We start from the raw sequence: 17969 nt of genomic DNA, 5'->3' as shown, positions 1-17969 counted from the left end.
GCGTCTTTGCCACTCATTCAGGGATGGCAGGGAAGCTGTTTGAAGCTACACGAACTATCTTTGGTGGGGTGAGGGGAAGTCTTGGTATTGCAGGTATTGGTTCCTCTGGTATCTTTGCTTCTATCTCGGGTTCATCCTTAGCCACAGCTTCAACTATGACTAAGGTTGCGCTACCGCAAATGGAGAAGTATGGTTATCAGCCCGGCTTTGCCTGCGGTATTTTAGCAGCTGGTGGCACGTTAGGTATTATGATCCCGCCCAGTATAGCCTTACTGGTCTACGCCATCCTAACCCAGCAGTCGGTTGGTGATATGTTTATCGCAGGTTTCTTGCCGGGTATGTTAGGGATGGTGATGTACTCAATCACTGTCATGATTATGGTGCGCTGGAAACCGCATCTGGCAAAGCGCGGTGAGAAAACGTCTTGGAAAGCCAAGCTGCTGTCGTTGACGGGACTCATACCATTTAGCTTTATCTTTATTGTGATTATCGCTGGTATCTTCTTTGGGTTGTTTACCCCGACAGAAGGTGCAGCCGTTGGTGCCTTTGTCTCTTGGGCTTATGCGTTCGTGAAAGGCATGCGTATGGATGGGTTAAAGCAGTCCTTGATTGAGACCTTGGCGCTCTCTGCAGTGGTGTTCTTTATGCTACTGGGTGCTGAGGCATTAGGATACTTTATCTCTGTATCGCGCTTGTCTTATACGCTGGCGTCTTGGATTGGTGGCTTGGCTGTCAGTCCGATGATTGTGCTGATCTGTATTTTGATCATGTATTTCTTGCTGGGTCTGTTTATGGATGCGCTAGCGATGCTGGTGATTACCATTCCTGTGGTGTATCCGATTATTCTAGCCTTAGGGTTTGATCCGGTATGGTTCGGTATCATTGCGGTATTGACAGTAGAGCTTGGACTGATTACGCCGCCAATGGGGATGAATATCTTTGTGATTAAGGCGATGGCACCGCATATTAAGCTGTCTGATATGTTTCGCGGGGTGGCGCCTTTTATTGTGTCGGATTTGGTTAGATTAGTAATCTTGGTTATATTCCCTGCGATTTCGCTGGTGTTGCTAACGTAAGCTCTATTGATAAAAGCAAGCTTCAAAGATCACAGTTTTATAACTCATCTGCATGGTTCACTAATAAGGTCATATTGTTTTCATAGCAATATGGCTTTTTTATGATAAAAGAAAAAGTTGGTCGAATAATTCTATGGTTAAATTACTCTACATAAAGTCATACGATGGGACACTTCCTGAGTGGTCATTTTGATTGCCTAAGTGATTTTTATGCTCAATTATATTATACGTGGATAACTTTTCTTATCATTCTAAGGGCTTATGAATGTAGTAAACTGGTTGGTAGTTCTGAATAGATGATTTTATAAGTAGAGAAAATAATGGCAGTCGATTTTAGTAACACGCTCATAGTCGCGATTTCTGCAACCGCGCTTTTTGATTTAACAGAGTCTGAGAACTATTTATTGCAGCTATTGGCGCAGCGACCGACAAGCGCTATCAAAGAGTTTCGTGACTACATGACCGAGCGTGAAAACGACCCTTTAAATATTGGTGCTGGTTATCCATTAATTAAAGCATTGCTAAATTTAAATGAGTATTGTGATGGTGGGGATAAGCAGGATTCAGAAATTGAAACACCTTTGGTTGAAGTCGTTATTGTCTCAAAAAGTAGCCCGGATACGGGTATTCAAGTTCTTAACGCAATTTTAGAGCATGGTATCAATATTTCACGTTCGGCATTTATTTCAGGCAGTCCTATTGCTCCTTATATCAAAGACTTCAATGTTGATCTGTTTTTGACCACCAATCGTGAAGATGCTCAGCAAGTGGCTGATGCCAATATCTGTGCTTGTGCCATACTAGACGCAACCCCTGTCAATACCTATGAGTTAGATACCGACCAGTTGCGTATTGCTTTTGATGGGGACGCGGTGCTGTTTGATGATTCAGGTGAGCTGCTCTATAAGCAAAAAGGGCTGCGAGCTTTTCATGATCGTGAAATACAAATGCGTGATTTACCGATTGAAAAAGGCCCTTACGCTGAATTATTGATTAAATTGTCAAATTTACAGGAACGTCTGCCAGCAGGTCTCAAATACTCTCCAATAAAGATTGCATTGGTAACGGCTCGCAATGCACCCGCTGATCTGCGTGCGATTAAGACATTGCGGGAGTGGGGCGTCAATGTTGATATGGCATTTTTCTTAGGAGGTCTAGAAAAAACAGCCGTACTTAGAACGTTTGCACCTCATATCTTTTTTGATGATTCTATCAAACATATCGATGCTGCTCGTCGCTTTGTGCCTACCGCGTTGGTGCCTTACCACTCGACGTCGTTATTACATAGCGACAGTTATTTGATGACTGATAAAGATGCTGCATTGTTAGATTTTACACCTGTAACGTGCTCAAATTCTACGCTAAGTCACTAAAATATGGCTAAAAATATAGATTAAAAAATAGGGCATGATATGAATTGGCAGCAATTGCTTAGCTTGATTATGATACGGATAAAGCAGGTTATTGGCTTATATGCTTTTGTATTAATACCGATGTGGGGCATGTTTTTTTTAAATAAAGTGGCATTGTTTGGCATGTGGAATATCTTTGGGATTGTGCCTCGTGCCTTAGATGTGGGCAGTATGATTGGGGTATTTGCATCATGGACGATGCATGGTAATTTTTCACATTTGCTTGGTAACACCTTGACGTTATTACAAATTTTATTTTTGTTTGGGTTGTTTGAGAAGAATGCCTATCGAACGGTAATTAAGCTCATTATCGCATCTGGATTGGTCACTTGGATCATTGGCTCGCCATTGTCAATTCATATTGGTGCATCAGGGTTATGCTTCGCGATGCTCGGTTATATGATTGGCGGAGCTATATTTGCGCGGCGCTGGGGTTATTTGCTTGCCTGTATTGTCATGGGTACTGGCTATTGGTTGACTATCAAGCAAGGATTGATGCCGCAACAAGGTATCTCTTTTGCGGCGCACTTCGGTGGGTTATGTGCTGGTTTGCTGCTAGGCGCTAACTCTAAGCATACTTATACGTCAACTTCTCAGCGCAATTGAATACATGACTATAAGATAAGCAGACTTAAACCCCTTAATCATTATCATATGCGTTATCAGTATTTCATATATATATTTATGGGGAAATTAGCTTTTATCGGTGCAAATACTAATAAACAACGGATCATCTGTTGCCAACTCTCGCCATGCGGTTGTTTGTCTCACATGTTCATCAATCGTTAGCTTGCTGTCTTTTTCGGGCATTACATAATCTGCACGTGCAGGAATACGACAGTCTATAACTTGTGGTACTTTCTGCACACTTCTGCGTCTTTCAAACAAATATAAATTGACCAAATATACATTTGGATTGTCTACCTGTACGCTAGCATTACCTGTATCGGCAGCGATAAAACGCAATATTTGCGGCTTGACATAAGACCATGGGCGAAACCACTCGGTGCTTTTTGCTACTTTGACGACTTGTACGCCTGCTGGTAACTTGCTCACTTGCTGACCATACCAGTTATATTCTTGGTGTATTTGAAAGGCAAACATACCGATCGCCGCAAACAAAGGGATAAGCCACTTTGGTGCGCGTTTGCCAGCCAGTTTACTGAGGTGAGTTATAATCAGTGCTAGACCAGCCATGCCAAACGCGGCAGCGATGGTAGCGATAAACTCAAAAAGCATAAAATCTTCCTTAATGCGTTAGGCACTTTTAATTGAGTGCTTTTAACTAAGCATAATTAGTAAAGTATATTCAATAAAGCAAAAATCTAACATTTTTTATAATAAATAAAAGATAAAAAAATCACTCACAAGCAGCTACTGCCTGTGAGTGATATATAGTAACTGAAGATATATCCTCATTAGTACGCTTAGTGGTCGACTGCCCCGCCTGCGCCACGTGGAGAGCGGACACTTTCAACCAGCTCTTGGATGTGTAATGGTGGGGGAGCAGTAGCATAAGAGACAGCAAATGCTACGATAAAGTTGAGTAATGCTCCAACCGCACCAAATGATAGTGGCGAGATACCAAACAACCAGTACTCTGGTGTATCAGGGAAGTTCGCCGTACCGCTGATGAAGAACCAACCTTTAAAGACAAAGATATAAACAAGGATGCTGATCAGACCTGTTAGCATACCAGCGATGGCACCAACATTGTTGATACGTTTGGAGAAAATACCCATCATCAGTGCAGGGAAGAGTGAGGCACCAGCAATACCGAATGCTAATGCGACTACCTGTGCGGCAAACCCTGGTGGATTAATACCGAGCCATGTAGCAACGACAATTGCAATACCCATCGTAATACGTGCAACTCTCAACTCGCCTTTATCAGTGATATTTGGATTAAGGTTTCGTTTAATCAAGTCATGACTGATCGCTGACGAGATAGCGAGTAGTAGGCCTGCTGCTGTTGATAGCGCTGCTGCCAAACCACCTGCGGCGATAAGACCAATAACCCATGGTGGAAGGTTTGCAATTTCTGGGTTAGCCAATACTAAGATATCCGCATTCACATCCAGCTCGTTACCCTTCCAGCCTGCTGCTGTAAAGCGCCCGTCAAGTTCTAGATTCTGTGCAATACGTGCAGCCTCTACGGCTGCAGTGGCAGCGGCTACATCGCCACCATCCGCTTGTGCAGCAGACAAGGCAAGTTCAGCGGCACCAAGTCCACTGTCGTTGTACATTTGGATACGACCATCATTATTAAGATCAGTATATTTAATAAGACCAGTATCTTCCCATGTCTTCATCCAATCTGGACGTTGGTCATACTCCAAAGGCGCTTCTGTAACACCCTGTGGATAGATTGTATCGATAAGGTTTAGACGTGCCATCGCACCAACCGCAGGTGCAGTGAAGTATAGTAGCGAGATAAATACCAATGTCCAACCAGCAGTCCAGCGGGCATCAGCCACTTTAGGAACCGTAAAAAAGCGAATAATGACGTGAGGTAGACCTGCTGTACCAATCATGAGTGATAATGTAAATAGCACCATGTTTAGCTTGTTAGGGACGTCAGCAGTATAGGCCGTGAAACCCAAGTCAGTAACCACCTGATCTAGCTTGGCTAAGATAGGAATACCTGCTTCTACATCGTTTGAAAACAAGCCCAAACCTGGAATTGGATTACCTGTTAACTCAAGTGAGATGAAAACAGCAGGAATGGTGTAAGCAATCATTAGAACGACATACTGTGCTACCTGCGTGTAAGTAATCCCTTTCATACCACCAAGGACGGCATAGAAGAAGACAACAACTGCAGCAATTAGTAGACCAGTAGTGTTTTCAACTTCCAAGAAGCGTGAGAAGGCAACACCCGCACCTGTCATCTGACCGATAACGTATGTGGTTGACGCGATAATCAAACAAACCACTGCAATCATTGCTGCGGTTTTAGAATAAAAACGGTCGCCGATGAAGTCAGGAACTGTAAACTTACCAAACTTACGTAAGTACGGCGCCAATAGCATCGCTAGTAGTACATAGCCACCGGTCCAGCCCATCAAGTAAGTTGATGCACTGTAACCACCAGCGGCAAGGATACCTGCCATCGAGATAAAAGACGCGGCACTCATCCAGTCAGCAGCTGTTGCCATACCGTTGACAACAGGGTGGACACCGCCACCTGCTACGTAAAACTCACTCGTAGTACCAGCGCGAGCCCAAATCGCAATACCGAAGTATAGAGCGAAAGATAGACCTACAAAAATAATATTAATCGTAAATTGACTCATGGGGCTACTCCTCGTCTACGCCGTATTGTTTATCTAACTTATTCATACGCCAAGCGTAGAAGAAAATTAAAATGATAAATACCCCAATAGATCCTTGTTGAGCAAACCAAAAGCCCAAGTCGGTACCACCGATTTTTATACCTGCTAAGAGAGGACGTAATAAAATCCCAAACCCGTATGAGCATAGCGCCCAAATAAATAGGCTACCTAAAATAAGACGGACATTGGCACGCCAATAACCGGATGGATCGTTGTGGTTTTCCATAGGACAACTCCTTTTGCCTAACATAAAAACAAGATTACTTATTTGAGCCTGACAAGTTATTGTGCTTTAGCATGTATCACGTGGTGGAATGCAGTTTGATACGCTGTCTATAATCGGATGATAAAATCAGTTTATAGATTGATAAAGCAGAATGACCAACCAGTAGTAAGTAACCCAATATTATCGAAAAACTAAACAGATTTCTATCAGTCAAAGCGCTGCGAGAAATGCTTCTTAGTTACTCGATATTGCTAAAAACGATTTTGTAAAATACTGGTTTAAATCCACTAAAACCCAATTACCGAACAAGATTTAAGGGTATAGATCGACTAGATTTATAGTATGTAAAGATGAGGATTTATGAAGGAGGGTCGGTATCGGTCGACAGTCCTCTGTCTTATTATGCTCATCTTCCTGATGATATTTTTTAATATTACAGTTTCTTATTCATGCCGATAAGTATTGCAAGAAATATTTATGAACTTATTGGGAATATATACAATATTGCCTTAATTAACAATAAATAAATTTTATTTACTTTATGTAACAAAATGTTTGCTTCATGAAAACTATGGTCAACTTATGTAGAAGAATTGGACAATAAAGCTGCCATTACTCAGATGCTATGCTAAAACCCTATTTATATTAAGGATTTAGTTTTATAGGGGTATTAGAGCATTATTGGTAATAAAAGTCATCCATTCTGTAAATATAGGCAATACTCTGATAAATAAATATTATGACAGTGAAAATTTTTCTTAGAGGGACACATATCTAAATACGTTTTAATCTCTCTCTATCGCATTTAGTCTTAAAAGTTTTCTATAGAATTTCGTCTATAAAAATAATGTTTTAATATTTATCGCGATACCCTTCAAAAGTTTGGGCTTGCTTAATTGACAGAATAAAGGTTTGAAATAGTTAAATAATCTTTAGTCAGTTAAAATGTAGCAACAGGATGTGAGTGATTTACTTTGCCCATATTTGGATCAGATATTCACTGTTTCGTAAATAGGCAGAGAGTTTAGTAAGCATTTTGAAATATCATTAATCACGTCAATCCATAAAATATACTAACAGTATGAAATGTAAGTGAGGGGATAGCAGTATGGACGAAGGGATAGTAGGTTGGTTTAATAGCATCGTAAATTATGGTGTCAGCATTATTTGGGGCAACAATGATTGGTTGATTGTGAATAACCCTTGGTATGGATTACTGATGTTCGTACTGATTGGTGCGGGTCTTTATTTTACCATTGCCACACGTTTTATTCAGTTTCGCCACTTTGGGCATATGTGGCAATTATTGCGCGTTTCCAATCAAGGGCGTAAAGATGGGGGTATCAGCTCATTTGAAGCACTGATGACATCATTGGCTGCGCGTGTCGGCACGGGTAACTTGGCAGGGGTGGCGATTGCGATTTACCTTGGTGGTCCGGGTGCGGTGTTTTGGATGTGGATGACTGCGATCGTTGGTATGTCTACCAGCTTTATCGAATCAACATTAGCACAAGCCTATAAAGTACCGCACAATGACAATGTTTACCGCGGTGGACCGGCTTATTATATCGAAAAAGGTCTCGGTCAACGCTGGCTAGCGATATTTTTCTCATTATGCTTGCTGGTGGCGTTCGGCTTAGCCTTTAATGGCGTACAGTCAAATACCATTGCACAAGCGACCAACGAAGCGTTTGGCGTGCCAACGTGGATGACAGGTTTGGTATTGGTCGTATTAGTCGCGCCAGTGGTATTCGGTGGTTTGCGCTCGGTTGCTCGTATTGCGGGTAAGATCGTACCCGTTATGGCGATTCTCTATATCCTATTAGCATTGTTCATTATCGTGACGAATTTTAGTCAATTCCCAGCGGCGATTGTATTGATTGTTAAGTCAGCCTTTGGTTTTGAGCAAGCAGCAGGCGGGGTGATTGGTTATGGTATTGCTCAGGCAATGATTAATGGTATCAAGCGCGGTCTGTTTTCAAACGAAGCAGGTATGGGTTCAGCGCCTAATGCGGCGGCAACGGCGAAGAGTTATCCCGATCATCCAGCGGTGCAAGGATTTATGCAAATGCTGGGTGTATTTATGGATACGCTTGTCATTTGTACGGCAACCGCATCAATTGTTATTTTGTCCGGTGTGGTCGATCCTAGTGTTGAGCAAGAAGGTATTCAGCTGACTCAGTTAGCGCTGTCACAGTATGTGGGTGATATGGGTGTTATCTTCGTTGCGATTGCTATTTTCTTCTTCTCTTTCACCTCCATCATTGCCAATTATAGTTATGGTGAATCGAATCTTGAGTTTATCTCTGGTGCCAAAAATGCCAAAGTTATGATTATGATATTCCGCTTTATGGTGCTTGGCATGGTATTTGTTGGTGCTATTGCCAGCCTTCCTGCCATATGGAACTTCGCTGATTTATCAATGGGTCTAATGGCCTTGGTCAATTTATTGGCTATTTTGCTACTGTCTCCAGTGGCACTGAGAATATTACGCGACTATGAGCGTCAGATTAAAGAGGGTAAAACCGGTGATCAAATCAAGTTTAATCCTGATGACTTTGTGAAGCTTAAAGACGAAGCCAATCGTGATGCATGGACAGATTAATCTAACCTGATTAAAGATAAACTTGTCTCATGTTTTGAAGTTAAAAAAACCGCCCTTATGAATTCATAAGGGCGGTTTTTGTTATGAGCGCTGGATCCTAATATTGTTTATGTTTACATATTAGGATAGTTAGGGCCACCGCCACCTTCTGGCGTTACCCAAGTGATGTTCTGTGAAGGATCTTTGATATCACAAGTTTTACAATGCACACAGTTTTGCGCATTGATCACAAACTTAGCACCTTCCGCATCTTTTACTATTTCATATACACCAGCTGGGCAGTATAAACGGGCAGGCTCAGCATATAGCGGTAAGTTAATGGAAACAGGTACCGTTGGGTCAGTCAGTTTCAAATGTACCGGCTGGTCTTCTGCATGGTTAGTATTAGAGATAAATACCGATGACAGCTTATCAAATACCAGTTTGCCATCAGGCTTGAGGTAGGTTGGTTGATAAGCATGATTGGCACGCTCTAACTGATCATAATCTGGCAGGTTATCGTGTAGGGTAAATGGCATCTTACCTTTCAATAAATTATGCTCGATAAAGGTAAATGCACCGCCCATAAACAGACCCATGCGATGTATTGCAGGTGAGAAGTTACGTGATTCATAGTTGTCTTGGTACAACCATGATTCTTTATACATAGTCGTATAAGCAACCACTTCATCATGTTGACGATCTGCTTGTAGCGCCTCAAAGATGGCTTCGGCGGCTAGCATGCCTGACTTCATCGAGGTGTGTGTGCCTTTGATTTTTGCTGGGTTTAAGAATCCAGCATCATCACCGACCAATACGCCACCTGGGAAAGTGAATTTTGGTAGGGAGTTTAAGCCACCTTTGGTCAAAGCACGTGCGCCATAAGAGATACGCTTGCCGCCTTCCAAGACGTTTTTGATGACGGGATGGGTTTTTAAGCGCTGCATCTCATCGAATGGCGACATATATGGGTTGTGGTAAGACAGGTCAGCGACAAGACCAAAACTTACTTGGTTGTTTTCGTCGAAATATAACCACCAGCCACCAGTAGAGCCTGTTTCGGTCAAGGGCCAGCCAAGACCGTGCATGACCACGCCTTGTTCGTGTTTCTCAGGCACCACATCCCACAGCTCTTTTAGACCGATACCGTAATGCTGAGGATCTGAGTCTTTATCAAGATCAAAACGGCTGATTAAGCGTTTGCCTAAATGACCACGGCTGCCTTCGGCAAAAATAGTATATTTAGCAAGTAGCTCATAACCTGGCTCAAAGCTGGGCTTGGCTTCGCCATTAGCAGCCACACCCATATCGCCCGTTAAGACACCGCGTACAGAGCCGTCATCGTTATATAAAATATCATCCGCAGGGAAGCCTGGGAACATCATGACTTCAAGCTCTTCAGCTTGTACCGCCAACCAGCGCACTACATTGCCCAGTGAGACAATATAGTTGCCATTGTTGTGCATCGGCCCTGGGATCAAAGAGTCAGGTACTTTAGTAGAGCGCGTGGCAGAGTTTAAATAATAAAAGCGATCTTCGGTCGCTGGCACATTAAGCGGCGCGCCTTTTTCTTTCCAATCTGGTATCAGCTCGTTCAAAGCGCGTGGTTCGATGACAGCACCTGATAAGGTATGCGCACCAAACTCAGAACCTTTTTCGACCACACAAACCATAAACTCATCATTACCAGCAGCGATAGCGAGCTGACGCAGGCGGATAGCAGCAGATAGCCCAGCAGGTCCACCACCAACGATGATAACGTCAAATTCCATGGATTCACGTTCAATCTCAGGCTCTGCCACGACAGGTTCTACTACTGGCTCTGGCGCTTTGTCCATAGAGACTGTTTCAGCCGGCACTTCTTGGGCCACAACAGCTGGCTCTGCTTTATCTAGATTTGCCGTCTCTGTCGCTACTGATGGGTCAGTATTCACAGTGTCACTATCAATGACTGGCTTTTGATTGTCTTGCTCTTGCATACCTACTCCTAAACTTTTAGTGGCTTATCTCAGGGCATCATTAGCTTAACAGTTGAATAATAGACTTGCGGTGCTAACGTTACTCAGACATATGGCTGCCTGATAAAAACTGTCTTTGCGACATCAATTGACCACGCTACTGTTGAGATCCATGTATTTAAAGATATCAACACATCACGTAAAATGTGTCATTAACACAACACCAACTTGACCATTTCAATAAAAAATCGTTACTCATTATAAAAGAAAAGTCCTACAAACACGATACGCATTTATGAGTATCGATGTTAAGGTAAGATTGAACTAATGAGGGTGCTAAGATGATATGTTTTCATCATACCCGAAACTAAAATTTATAGTAATAATAGATTTGCCAAACTTTGAATGCTAGGTAAAGGATTATACGATGAATAACAATAATGAAGACACCATTCAAAACGATGAAACGGCAGCTGAACCGCCAAAAGACCTGCTATCTGAGCTAAATAATATGGATTCACTCAGTCAGTATCTAAAGTCTACCGTAGGCAAACGTGAAGGACGTGCCATCCCACCATTGGATCAATGGCATCCTGAAGACGTTGCTGATATGGATCTGGTCATAAAAGCAAATGGCGAGTGGTGGCATGAAGGTGGGCAAATGACCAGAGAGTCATTAGTGAGCCTATTTGCGACTATTTTATGGAAAGCAGACAATAATGGTGTCATTGAATATTTTTTGAAGACGCCAGTACAGAAAATCCGTATCCAAGTTGAAGATGCTCCTTTATTAATTAACGATGTCGGTATTGTGCATGAAGACAATATGAGCTGGTTAGAGTTCACGACGACAACTGGCGATGTGGTGCGTTTAGATGATGAGCACGCCATCACATTAAAGGCGTATAATCCTATAGATAAAGATACGATTGATCAGCCGACTGCTGCGGTAAATACTGAAAACCATCAAGAGACAGCAACGGATATTCAGGTACGTCCTTATATGCCAGTTAGAAATGGTTTGGACGCACTTATTGGGCGTAATACTTTTTATCATTTGACCGAAATTGGTGAATTGACAGAGCAAAATGGTGAGACGATACTAACGTTACAAAGTGGCGGAAAATACTATGAGCTGTCGATGCCAGCCAGTTAACTGAATGGCTGCAAACTATCTATCCGTTAAATAATTTACTGCCTAGATAGTGATAAGTCACCTGATATTTACCGTAGTATGCTAAACAGCAAACAGCAAACAGCATAAAGATGACGATATGTGTATAAAAATGGCGGTAGAGTAGTGATGGATATTGCTGCAAGTAATATCTTAAATAGAGTGAAAATGCGCTCAGATACTTCTGATGGTAACCATGTTGAGAATTTTGAGAGTGCAACTAATGCTAAAGCTGATATCCATGAAACGCATATCGGCACAGTTGTGAATAATAAAAAGCACAATGCGCCAATCGGACTGTTTGACTCTGGTGTCGGTGGACTGTCTGTTTATCTACATTTGGCACAGCAGTTACCTGCCGAGCGTTATATTTATTATGCAGATACCTTAAATGTACCTTATGGTAATCGTGATAGCGCCGATATTGAAGCTTTGACTTTGATAGCCGTTGATTGGTTGTATGAGCAGGGCTGCAAGCTCATTGTGATCGCTTGTAATAGCGCCTCAGCCTACGCTTTGGAAACAGCCAGACGGCGTTATCCGCAGCTGCCTATCGTCGGATTGGTACCAGCGCTAAAGCCAGCCATATCGGCGAGCAAAAGTGGTCGTGTGGTAGTATTAGCCACTAAGGCTACCTTGAATGGCACATTACTTAATGAGGTCATCGATCACTTTGCCAAACCCAACAATACGGTGGTGACTAAGTATTTTGATCCACAATTGGTACCTTGGGTAGAGGCGGGGATGCCAGAGCAAGATGATACTGCTTTGAGATTGCGCCAGCAGCTCACATTATTTGCTCATGATGGTGTTGATCAATTGGTTCTAGGCTGTACACACTATCCATTTTTCAAAACGTTTTTGTTAGATGAGATTGCTCAGCAGCGATTGGCTATGCAGGTCGTTGATTCTGGACAAGCAATTGCTGAGCGAGTCAAGCAGCTATTGGTTGCAAATCAGATGTCAGCCACTTTTGATAACGCTACAAGTACTCATGATTTGAGTGCAATTAATAAGACAAATGTTGATATTGGATTGCCATTAACTTTCCATGCTACCAAATATAGTGATAGACTAGGCGCCTTGATTGAGCGCTTACTTGGTAAAGAGACCGTATTGCAATACTATCCTGAGTAATTGCTAGCAAAGCTATTTACGCCAATCCCTTGCCTGTAGTATTGATTTAGTTAAAATAAATTGAGTGTATTTCTGCAAGAGTATGCTCGGCTGTGCAGAACAAGATATTTGTGCTCTATTTTATATCATATTATTTTATGTCACGACCTAAGCTTAGAGGTGATTGTGCCAAACCGTCGCTATCATATCCATATCATATGCGCTGACAATGATCAATTGTTGGTCTTAGACAGCTTGGCGATATTTTTCCAGTCGCGTGCCTTCTTGACCTATGATGTGTCGAGCCAATTGCCAAAAGCATCACTATATGGTCGACAGTGCATCGACTCCTGTGATTATGCGCTGATGCTCATTGGAGACAGTTATGGCACCGTGCAAAGGAATGGTGTTAGCCAAATGCATTTGAGCTATTTAAATGCCAAGGCCAAGCTCAAACCGTTACTAATCTTAGTCAAAAATCATCATCCAGATGCGATTATCAGTCGTCAACTGCAAGAATTTATTAACTCAGTGACTCGGCAAGACAACAAGATATATTATTATGATACAGAAGCGGATATCGAGCCATTGCTCGTACAAGCTTACTATAATGCAGTGTCCAATCATCAGGTCGTTGGTGGATGGCTGAGAGCCAGTGAAGAAATGATCAAATTTAGCAAGCAAACGGTAGCGGAAAGGTTTGCGGATCTATTGTCCACTGACAAAACTCTCAAGGAAAATAGCCCCACTGCTGATGAATTTGTGTCTGATAATTTCAGTAAGCCAATTGTATTGTTAGAAGCTTTTGAAATTCAATATAGTGCTCAAGCCTATGAGGGCGGTAACCTGACGGATGTTTTCAGACCAATGACCTTAACATGGCGAGAGATATTGATCGCCTTAATGAAAATACCGGCGACCTTTACGAGCTATGGCTTGCAAAATGCTATGAATCGCTTAATCGCGTCAAAAGCTGAGCAAGACATCAAGAAAGATATGCCGAATGTCCATGCCGTCTCGCGCTGCCAAATTTCTCAAGATGATTTGAACCAGCTGCAACGTCAGCTGGTAGGTGCAAACTGGATACAACTCACGACCTATGGCACTCGCGTATCGCAAGAGCTTTGGAAGTTGACCTTCCATGCAAAAAACCTCTTGAACGAAGTACCTCATAAATCCCAATGATTCGCACTCTTCGCTAATAGTAATCCTGCCTTTCTAATCTGAAAATAGTCAGATAGCCTATCTGATGTACAGAGCATACGTGTGCCTATGACTACGTTTTGTAATACAAAACATACGCGTCAACGGTTGTGAATCCATTTAAGACTGGTAATATTAAGACTACTCGGAGATTGATAATAAAGACATTGGTTCTATTAAAGTTACTGACTTATAAATTACTGACTTATAAATTATATACATCTAGATCGAATGCATATAAATCGCATAATAATACTGACTGACTAAGGAGAGCACCTGATGAGTAACGCTAAAAATGATGCATTAAAAAAAGAGCTTGATGGTTTAGAGAAATCTATGCATGATGCCGAGCAATTTCATACATTAGAAGAGCAGGTAGCGGACATGAAGCGTCGCGGTATCGACCCTAGCCAAGCTTATAAAGATTTGGATAGAAAAGCGGAGGATGAAGACTGGGGTGATGCCACGTGGAAAGAAAATGGCAAGTGGGAGCCAAAAACGCCTGCTGATCTAGATGACAAAGCACGTGAGAACTGGGATGGTGACAATGGTAAACCAAACCCACCACCTATCGTTTAAGTTAAAAACCAACTAAAAAATAAAGAATAAGTACATAAAAAAAGCCACGTTATTATTAACGTGGCTTTTCTTATGTGCTTAACCTAAGATACATCTGCGTAATACTATGAGCCTTCGTCAACACGAACGAGCTTTATAACACCATCGCTACCGGTGACACGGCGATAGCGTGCGTTACCAGAGGTAGGTGATTGCGCAGAAGGCTGCGTCGAGTAAGTATTAGGAGTACTCGTTTGCTGCTGAATCAGCTGTCCCATACGATCAGCAGGGGCAGGGTTTAAAGGCTGGCTATTCGACGGCTGCCCGTATTGATTGCCGTATTGCGTGCTTCTCGGGGCTGTGTTTCCAGCGTTCCCAACGATTGCACGGTAGAATTTCTGTCCTGCGCGGCCATCAGCTGGAAAGATACCACGACTAGATTGGTATTGCTGAATCGCGGTACGGGTATTGTCGCCAATGATGCCATCAACACCGCCAATATCGTAACCCGCGTTCAATAATGCTTGCTGAATATCTTTGGCTTGCTGGCGACTGATACCAGGGTCATCGGTAGGCCATGCAGTGACAAAGTCAGTTTTGCTGCTGTCTTCACGAGTGATTAAATCTGATAAATGCGCAATTGCCAACGCATAGTTTTCTGACGCATTATAAGAATAAAACGTATCAAAGTTTTTACCCACCAAGAAAGCAGGACCTTCAGCTCCTGCAGGTAATAATAATCCTGCGCTGCTCAAGTCATTAGGCAATGGACTGCCATTGGCGAGCGTGATACCTTGATTGCGCCAGTGGCTGATAGACTTCTTGTTTTTACGGTCAGACGCTGCCCAAAATCCATCAGGCAATTTGACCTCATAACCCCAAGGCTCTCCCGTACGATAGCCACGATTGTCCAAGAAATTGGCGGTAGAGGCCAGCGCGTCAGGCACACTATTGACCAAATCACGGCGACCATCGCCATCAAAATCTACGGCCAGCTCTAAAAAGGTACTTGGCATAAACTGCGTTTGCCCAAAAGCGCCTGCCCATGAGCCAGTCATATCATTTGGCGCGATATCACCGTTTTGCACAATTTTTAGCGCATTAGCATACTCACCTTGGAAGTAGCTCTGACGGCGATCAAAACAAGACAGCGTCGCTAAAGATTCAAACAAAGGTTTTTTGCCCAATGTCTGTCCAAAATTGGACTCAACGCCCCATACACCTAGTACGTGCTCGGCTTTGACCCCATAGCGTGATTCAATTTGACGTAGCGTATCTGCCCATTGGCGCTTGGCGCGGATGCCGTCTTCTACGCGCTCTTTATCGACCAGTGAAGATAAATAGTCCCAGACATCTTTTTGAAACTCTGGCTGATAGTTGAGTGACTGAATCACGCTAGGATCAGGCTGGCTAGGGCGATAGTTATTAAAAGTAGCACTATCAACCCCTCGAAATTTACTAGAGTTTTTTAAACCGTCTAAACACTGTTGAAACTCGGCATTAGACAAGTCTGGCGCTGGCGGCTGAGCGGCTTGAGCAGTGCTAGTAAAGCTCAGCCCAACAGCAAGGCTAAGTAACGATAAAGTAGAAACTGGAGTCAAACGCATGAAAATATCCTATAAACGTCAAAGTGCTCATTGAAAGAAGATGCAGAACTGGTTAAGGCAGTATGGACTTAGAGTAACCAATCTCATTGGTAAAGAAAAGGTATCGAAGTAAGCGGTTACTATAAATTGACGGTGGCGTGAGGTTGGGATAGGGTTTAGGATAGATAAGCTAAAATGCATCAAGTACTAAACAAGAAATGGAATGAATCATTTCCATTTCCTTCAAACCCTAATCACTTACCTAAAATCCCATCCAACTCTTCAATAAACTTATGAATACGCGCCGCATTTTTGCCCAAATCGCTACCACCAACCCGTGACTTGCTACGAATATCGACCAAACGTTCATTATCGTTATCCGTGATACGCACGACAACATCATCTTTAAAACCAAACCACATCGTCCTATCTGTGGCTTCGATAATACCCTTGTCGGCGTCGGCATTTACCAACTCCCAGCCTAAATTATCGATGGCTTGTTTGGTCGCCTCAACCAGCTCGGATTTTGATTGGGGATAATTTAATGTTTGTAATTCAGGATAGGCGGTAAGTTGTTGTTCTGCTGTCTCGATGCCATCATAGGCTATCGGATTGGGTGCATTAGCGCGTAGTGGGGCAATGGCTACAAATTCAGGTGGGTTCACTAAGTCAGTAGAAATATCATGAATAGGCGGTACATTTTTGGCGGTATTAATCATGCTTAGTGGAATAGCAATGGCAGTGATAGCAAGCACTGCCGATGTTAACGCGCTACCAAGGCTAGCCGTATCTCGTTTAAATAAAAGCTGTATACCTAATAGTACCAATGCTGCAATGCCAGCAAATACACCAAACTTAAACCCTGCAAACGCAGTCGCTAAATCTACTAAGCCAAACTTGTAAAGCGGACCTGCTAATGCGACTAGTAAAATAGAGATTAAACTTATCAGCCCAACTAATATTTTCATTCAATTTCTCCATCATGATTTAGTACGGATTAATCGCTGCGCAAACGGCTTTATTAACGACTCATTTCAACAGCCAAACATGCTCCGAGACCGCTAGCTCAGGTGCAGATCCTATAGAAGCAGATTCACTTGCCAGTTCACAGATTTGATAATGATTACCATAATATTGCTGTATTTGCTCGCTACTGACAGAGAAAGGCGGCCCCACTTTTTTGCTTTGGTCATAAGTGAGAGTGATGATAAATTGTGGCGCATTAGCACTGAGCTGACACATTTGCGCACTATACTTCACACGCATATCGGCTGGTAGCGCAATCAATGCGGCTTTGTCATACACGGCATTTACAGATCCGATATCCTCAGCCGTGAGTGCAAAAATATCAGCAACCCATAGGGTAATGGTTTGTCCTGACAATTGACCTTGATAGTATTTAATGGCTAGATTGTCTGCATGCTGGTGCACAATAGGGGAGATATTCTGCTCAGCAAAAAATGCTTGTATCGCTGTTTCAACCAATTCAACGCCTACAACGTCGTAGCCTTGCGCTGCCAGCCAAGCCATATCAATCGATTTACCGCAAAGAGGAACAAAGACACGGCTACCAGCTGGCAGGTTTAACTGCTTAAAGTACTTCATTAATAATGGATTCACTGCAGACTGATTAAAGCCAATGCGTTTCTCTTGCCAGCGGCTGTGCCAAAATTCAGCGTTCATACCTTCGCCTTTATTCGTTTAGGTTTATATTATGAGGTTTCTCTATAATAACCGTTTG

At 42.7% G+C, this 17969-nt stretch carries 15 protein-coding genes; 8 read left to right on the top strand and 7 right to left on the bottom strand.

What is annotated here, in order from left to right:
* From JMX93_RS13155 to JMX93_RS13145, 3 genes are all read left to right on the top strand, one after another.
* Positions 1 to 1076, top strand: a 1076-nt coding sequence (locus JMX93_RS13155) for a TRAP transporter large permease (RefSeq protein ID WP_499204983.1), incomplete at its 5' end; no start/stop codon positions are given.
* A 320-nt stretch (positions 1077 to 1396) separates the two neighbouring features.
* Entirely contained in the window at positions 1397 to 2449 is a 1053-nt protein-coding gene (locus tag JMX93_RS13150) for a 5'-nucleotidase (RefSeq protein WP_499204982.1), read from the top strand.
* A gap of 39 nt (positions 2450 to 2488) precedes the next feature.
* The gene (locus tag JMX93_RS13145) at positions 2489 to 3094 is read left to right on the top strand and encodes a rhomboid family intramembrane serine protease (protein ID WP_443215687.1); all 606 of its coding nucleotides are present in this window, start codon (positions 2489 to 2491) and stop codon (positions 3092 to 3094) included.
* Positions 3095 to 3181: 87 nt separating this feature from the next.
* Here JMX93_RS13145 and JMX93_RS13140 read toward each other — a convergent pair whose 3' ends face one another.
* From JMX93_RS13140 to JMX93_RS13130, 3 genes are all read right to left on the bottom strand, one after another.
* Positions 3182 to 3727, bottom strand: a complete 546-nt coding sequence (locus JMX93_RS13140; RefSeq protein ID WP_443215686.1) for a hypothetical protein — start codon at positions 3725 to 3727, stop codon at positions 3182 to 3184.
* A gap of 188 nt (positions 3728 to 3915) precedes the next feature.
* Positions 3916 to 5784 carry a VC_2705 family sodium/solute symporter gene (locus JMX93_RS13135; protein ID WP_496191929.1) on the bottom strand — a complete coding sequence of 623 codons (1869 nt, stop codon included), beginning with the start codon at positions 5782 to 5784 and terminating at the stop codon, positions 3916 to 3918.
* A 4-nt stretch (positions 5785 to 5788) separates the two neighbouring features.
* Positions 5789 to 6049, bottom strand: coding sequence for a DUF4212 domain-containing protein (locus JMX93_RS13130; protein ID WP_198333029.1), 261 nt, complete (start codon positions 6047 to 6049; stop codon positions 5789 to 5791).
* A gap of 1108 nt (positions 6050 to 7157) precedes the next feature.
* Here JMX93_RS13130 and JMX93_RS13125 point away from each other — a divergent pair.
* Entirely contained in the window at positions 7158 to 8654 is a 1497-nt protein-coding gene (locus tag JMX93_RS13125; RefSeq protein WP_496191927.1) for an amino acid carrier protein, read from the top strand.
* Between the two features lie 113 nt (positions 8655 to 8767).
* Here JMX93_RS13125 and JMX93_RS13120 read toward each other — a convergent pair whose 3' ends face one another.
* Positions 8768 to 10471, bottom strand: a complete 1704-nt coding sequence (locus JMX93_RS13120) for an electron transfer flavoprotein-ubiquinone oxidoreductase (RefSeq protein WP_443215694.1) — start codon at positions 10469 to 10471, stop codon at positions 8768 to 8770.
* A gap of 547 nt (positions 10472 to 11018) precedes the next feature.
* On the opposite strand from JMX93_RS13120, the gene JMX93_RS13115 reads away from it, so the two are divergent.
* The 4 genes from JMX93_RS13115 to JMX93_RS13100 all read left to right on the top strand — a co-directional run bounded on the left by JMX93_RS13115 (position 11019) and on the right by JMX93_RS13100 (position 14663).
* Complete coding sequence (locus JMX93_RS13115) at positions 11019 to 11747, top strand: DUF1285 domain-containing protein (RefSeq protein WP_499204981.1); 729 nt, start codon at positions 11019 to 11021, stop codon at positions 11745 to 11747.
* Positions 11748 to 11867: 120 nt separating this feature from the next.
* The gene (gene murI, locus JMX93_RS13110; RefSeq protein WP_499204980.1) at positions 11868 to 12902 is read left to right on the top strand and encodes a glutamate racemase; all 1035 of its coding nucleotides are present in this window, start codon (positions 11868 to 11870) and stop codon (positions 12900 to 12902) included.
* Between the two features lie 165 nt (positions 12903 to 13067).
* Positions 13068 to 14066 (top strand): DUF4062 domain-containing protein, encoded by a 999-nt coding sequence (locus JMX93_RS13105; protein WP_499204979.1) that lies wholly within the window; start codon positions 13068 to 13070, stop codon positions 14064 to 14066.
* Positions 14067 to 14363: 297 nt separating this feature from the next.
* Complete coding sequence (locus JMX93_RS13100) at positions 14364 to 14663, top strand: hypothetical protein (RefSeq protein WP_443511714.1); 300 nt, start codon at positions 14364 to 14366, stop codon at positions 14661 to 14663.
* A 104-nt stretch (positions 14664 to 14767) separates the two neighbouring features.
* On the opposite strand, the gene JMX93_RS13095 is transcribed toward JMX93_RS13100, so the two are convergent.
* From JMX93_RS13095 to tmpT, 3 genes are all read right to left on the bottom strand, one after another.
* Positions 14768 to 16249, bottom strand: a complete 1482-nt coding sequence (locus tag JMX93_RS13095; RefSeq protein ID WP_499204978.1) for a lytic murein transglycosylase — start codon at positions 16247 to 16249, stop codon at positions 14768 to 14770.
* A gap of 233 nt (positions 16250 to 16482) precedes the next feature.
* Entirely contained in the window at positions 16483 to 17196 is a 714-nt protein-coding gene (locus JMX93_RS13090; protein ID WP_499204977.1) for a DUF1499 domain-containing protein, read from the bottom strand.
* A gap of 61 nt (positions 17197 to 17257) precedes the next feature.
* Entirely contained in the window at positions 17258 to 17911 is a 654-nt protein-coding gene (gene tmpT, locus JMX93_RS13085; protein WP_499204976.1) for a thiopurine S-methyltransferase, read from the bottom strand.
* Positions 17912 to 17969: the final 58 nt, after the last annotated feature.

The sequence above is a fragment of the Psychrobacter muriicola 2pS genome (genome assembly GCF_904846535.1).
GTDB classification, from domain to species: domain Bacteria; phylum Pseudomonadota; class Gammaproteobacteria; order Pseudomonadales; family Moraxellaceae; genus Psychrobacter; species Psychrobacter aquimaris.
The sequence above is the reverse complement of the archived record's forward strand: the minus strand, read 5'-3'. Positions and strand labels throughout refer to the sequence as shown.

Coding starts and splice junctions, on each gene's coding strand:
- JMX93_RS13145 (WP_443215687.1), top strand. CDS start 2,489: ATGAATTGGCAGCAATTGCTTAGCTTGATTATGATACGGATAAAGCAG.
- JMX93_RS13135 (WP_496191929.1), bottom strand. CDS start 5,784: ATGAGTCAATTTACGATTAATATTATTTTTGTAGGTCTATCTTTCGCT.
- JMX93_RS13130 (WP_198333029.1), bottom strand. CDS start 6,049: ATGGAAAACCACAACGATCCATCCGGTTATTGGCGTGCCAATGTCCGT.
- JMX93_RS13095 (WP_499204978.1), bottom strand. CDS start 16,249: ATGCGTTTGACTCCAGTTTCTACTTTATCGTTACTTAGCCTTGCTGTT.
- JMX93_RS13115 (WP_499204981.1), top strand. CDS start 11,019: ATGAATAACAATAATGAAGACACCATTCAAAACGATGAAACGGCAGCT.
- tmpT (WP_499204976.1), bottom strand. CDS start 17,911: ATGAACGCTGAATTTTGGCACAGCCGCTGGCAAGAGAAACGCATTGGC.
- JMX93_RS13090 (WP_499204977.1), bottom strand. CDS start 17,196: ATGAAAATATTAGTTGGGCTGATAAGTTTAATCTCTATTTTACTAGTC.
- JMX93_RS13140 (WP_443215686.1), bottom strand. CDS start 3,727: ATGCTTTTTGAGTTTATCGCTACCATCGCTGCCGCGTTTGGCATGGCT.
- JMX93_RS13120 (WP_443215694.1), bottom strand. CDS start 10,471: ATGGACAAAGCGCCAGAGCCAGTAGTAGAACCTGTCGTGGCAGAGCCT.
- JMX93_RS13100 (WP_443511714.1), top strand. CDS start 14,364: ATGAGTAACGCTAAAAATGATGCATTAAAAAAAGAGCTTGATGGTTTA.
- JMX93_RS13125 (WP_496191927.1), top strand. CDS start 7,158: ATGGACGAAGGGATAGTAGGTTGGTTTAATAGCATCGTAAATTATGGT.
- JMX93_RS13150 (WP_499204982.1), top strand. CDS start 1,397: ATGGCAGTCGATTTTAGTAACACGCTCATAGTCGCGATTTCTGCAACC.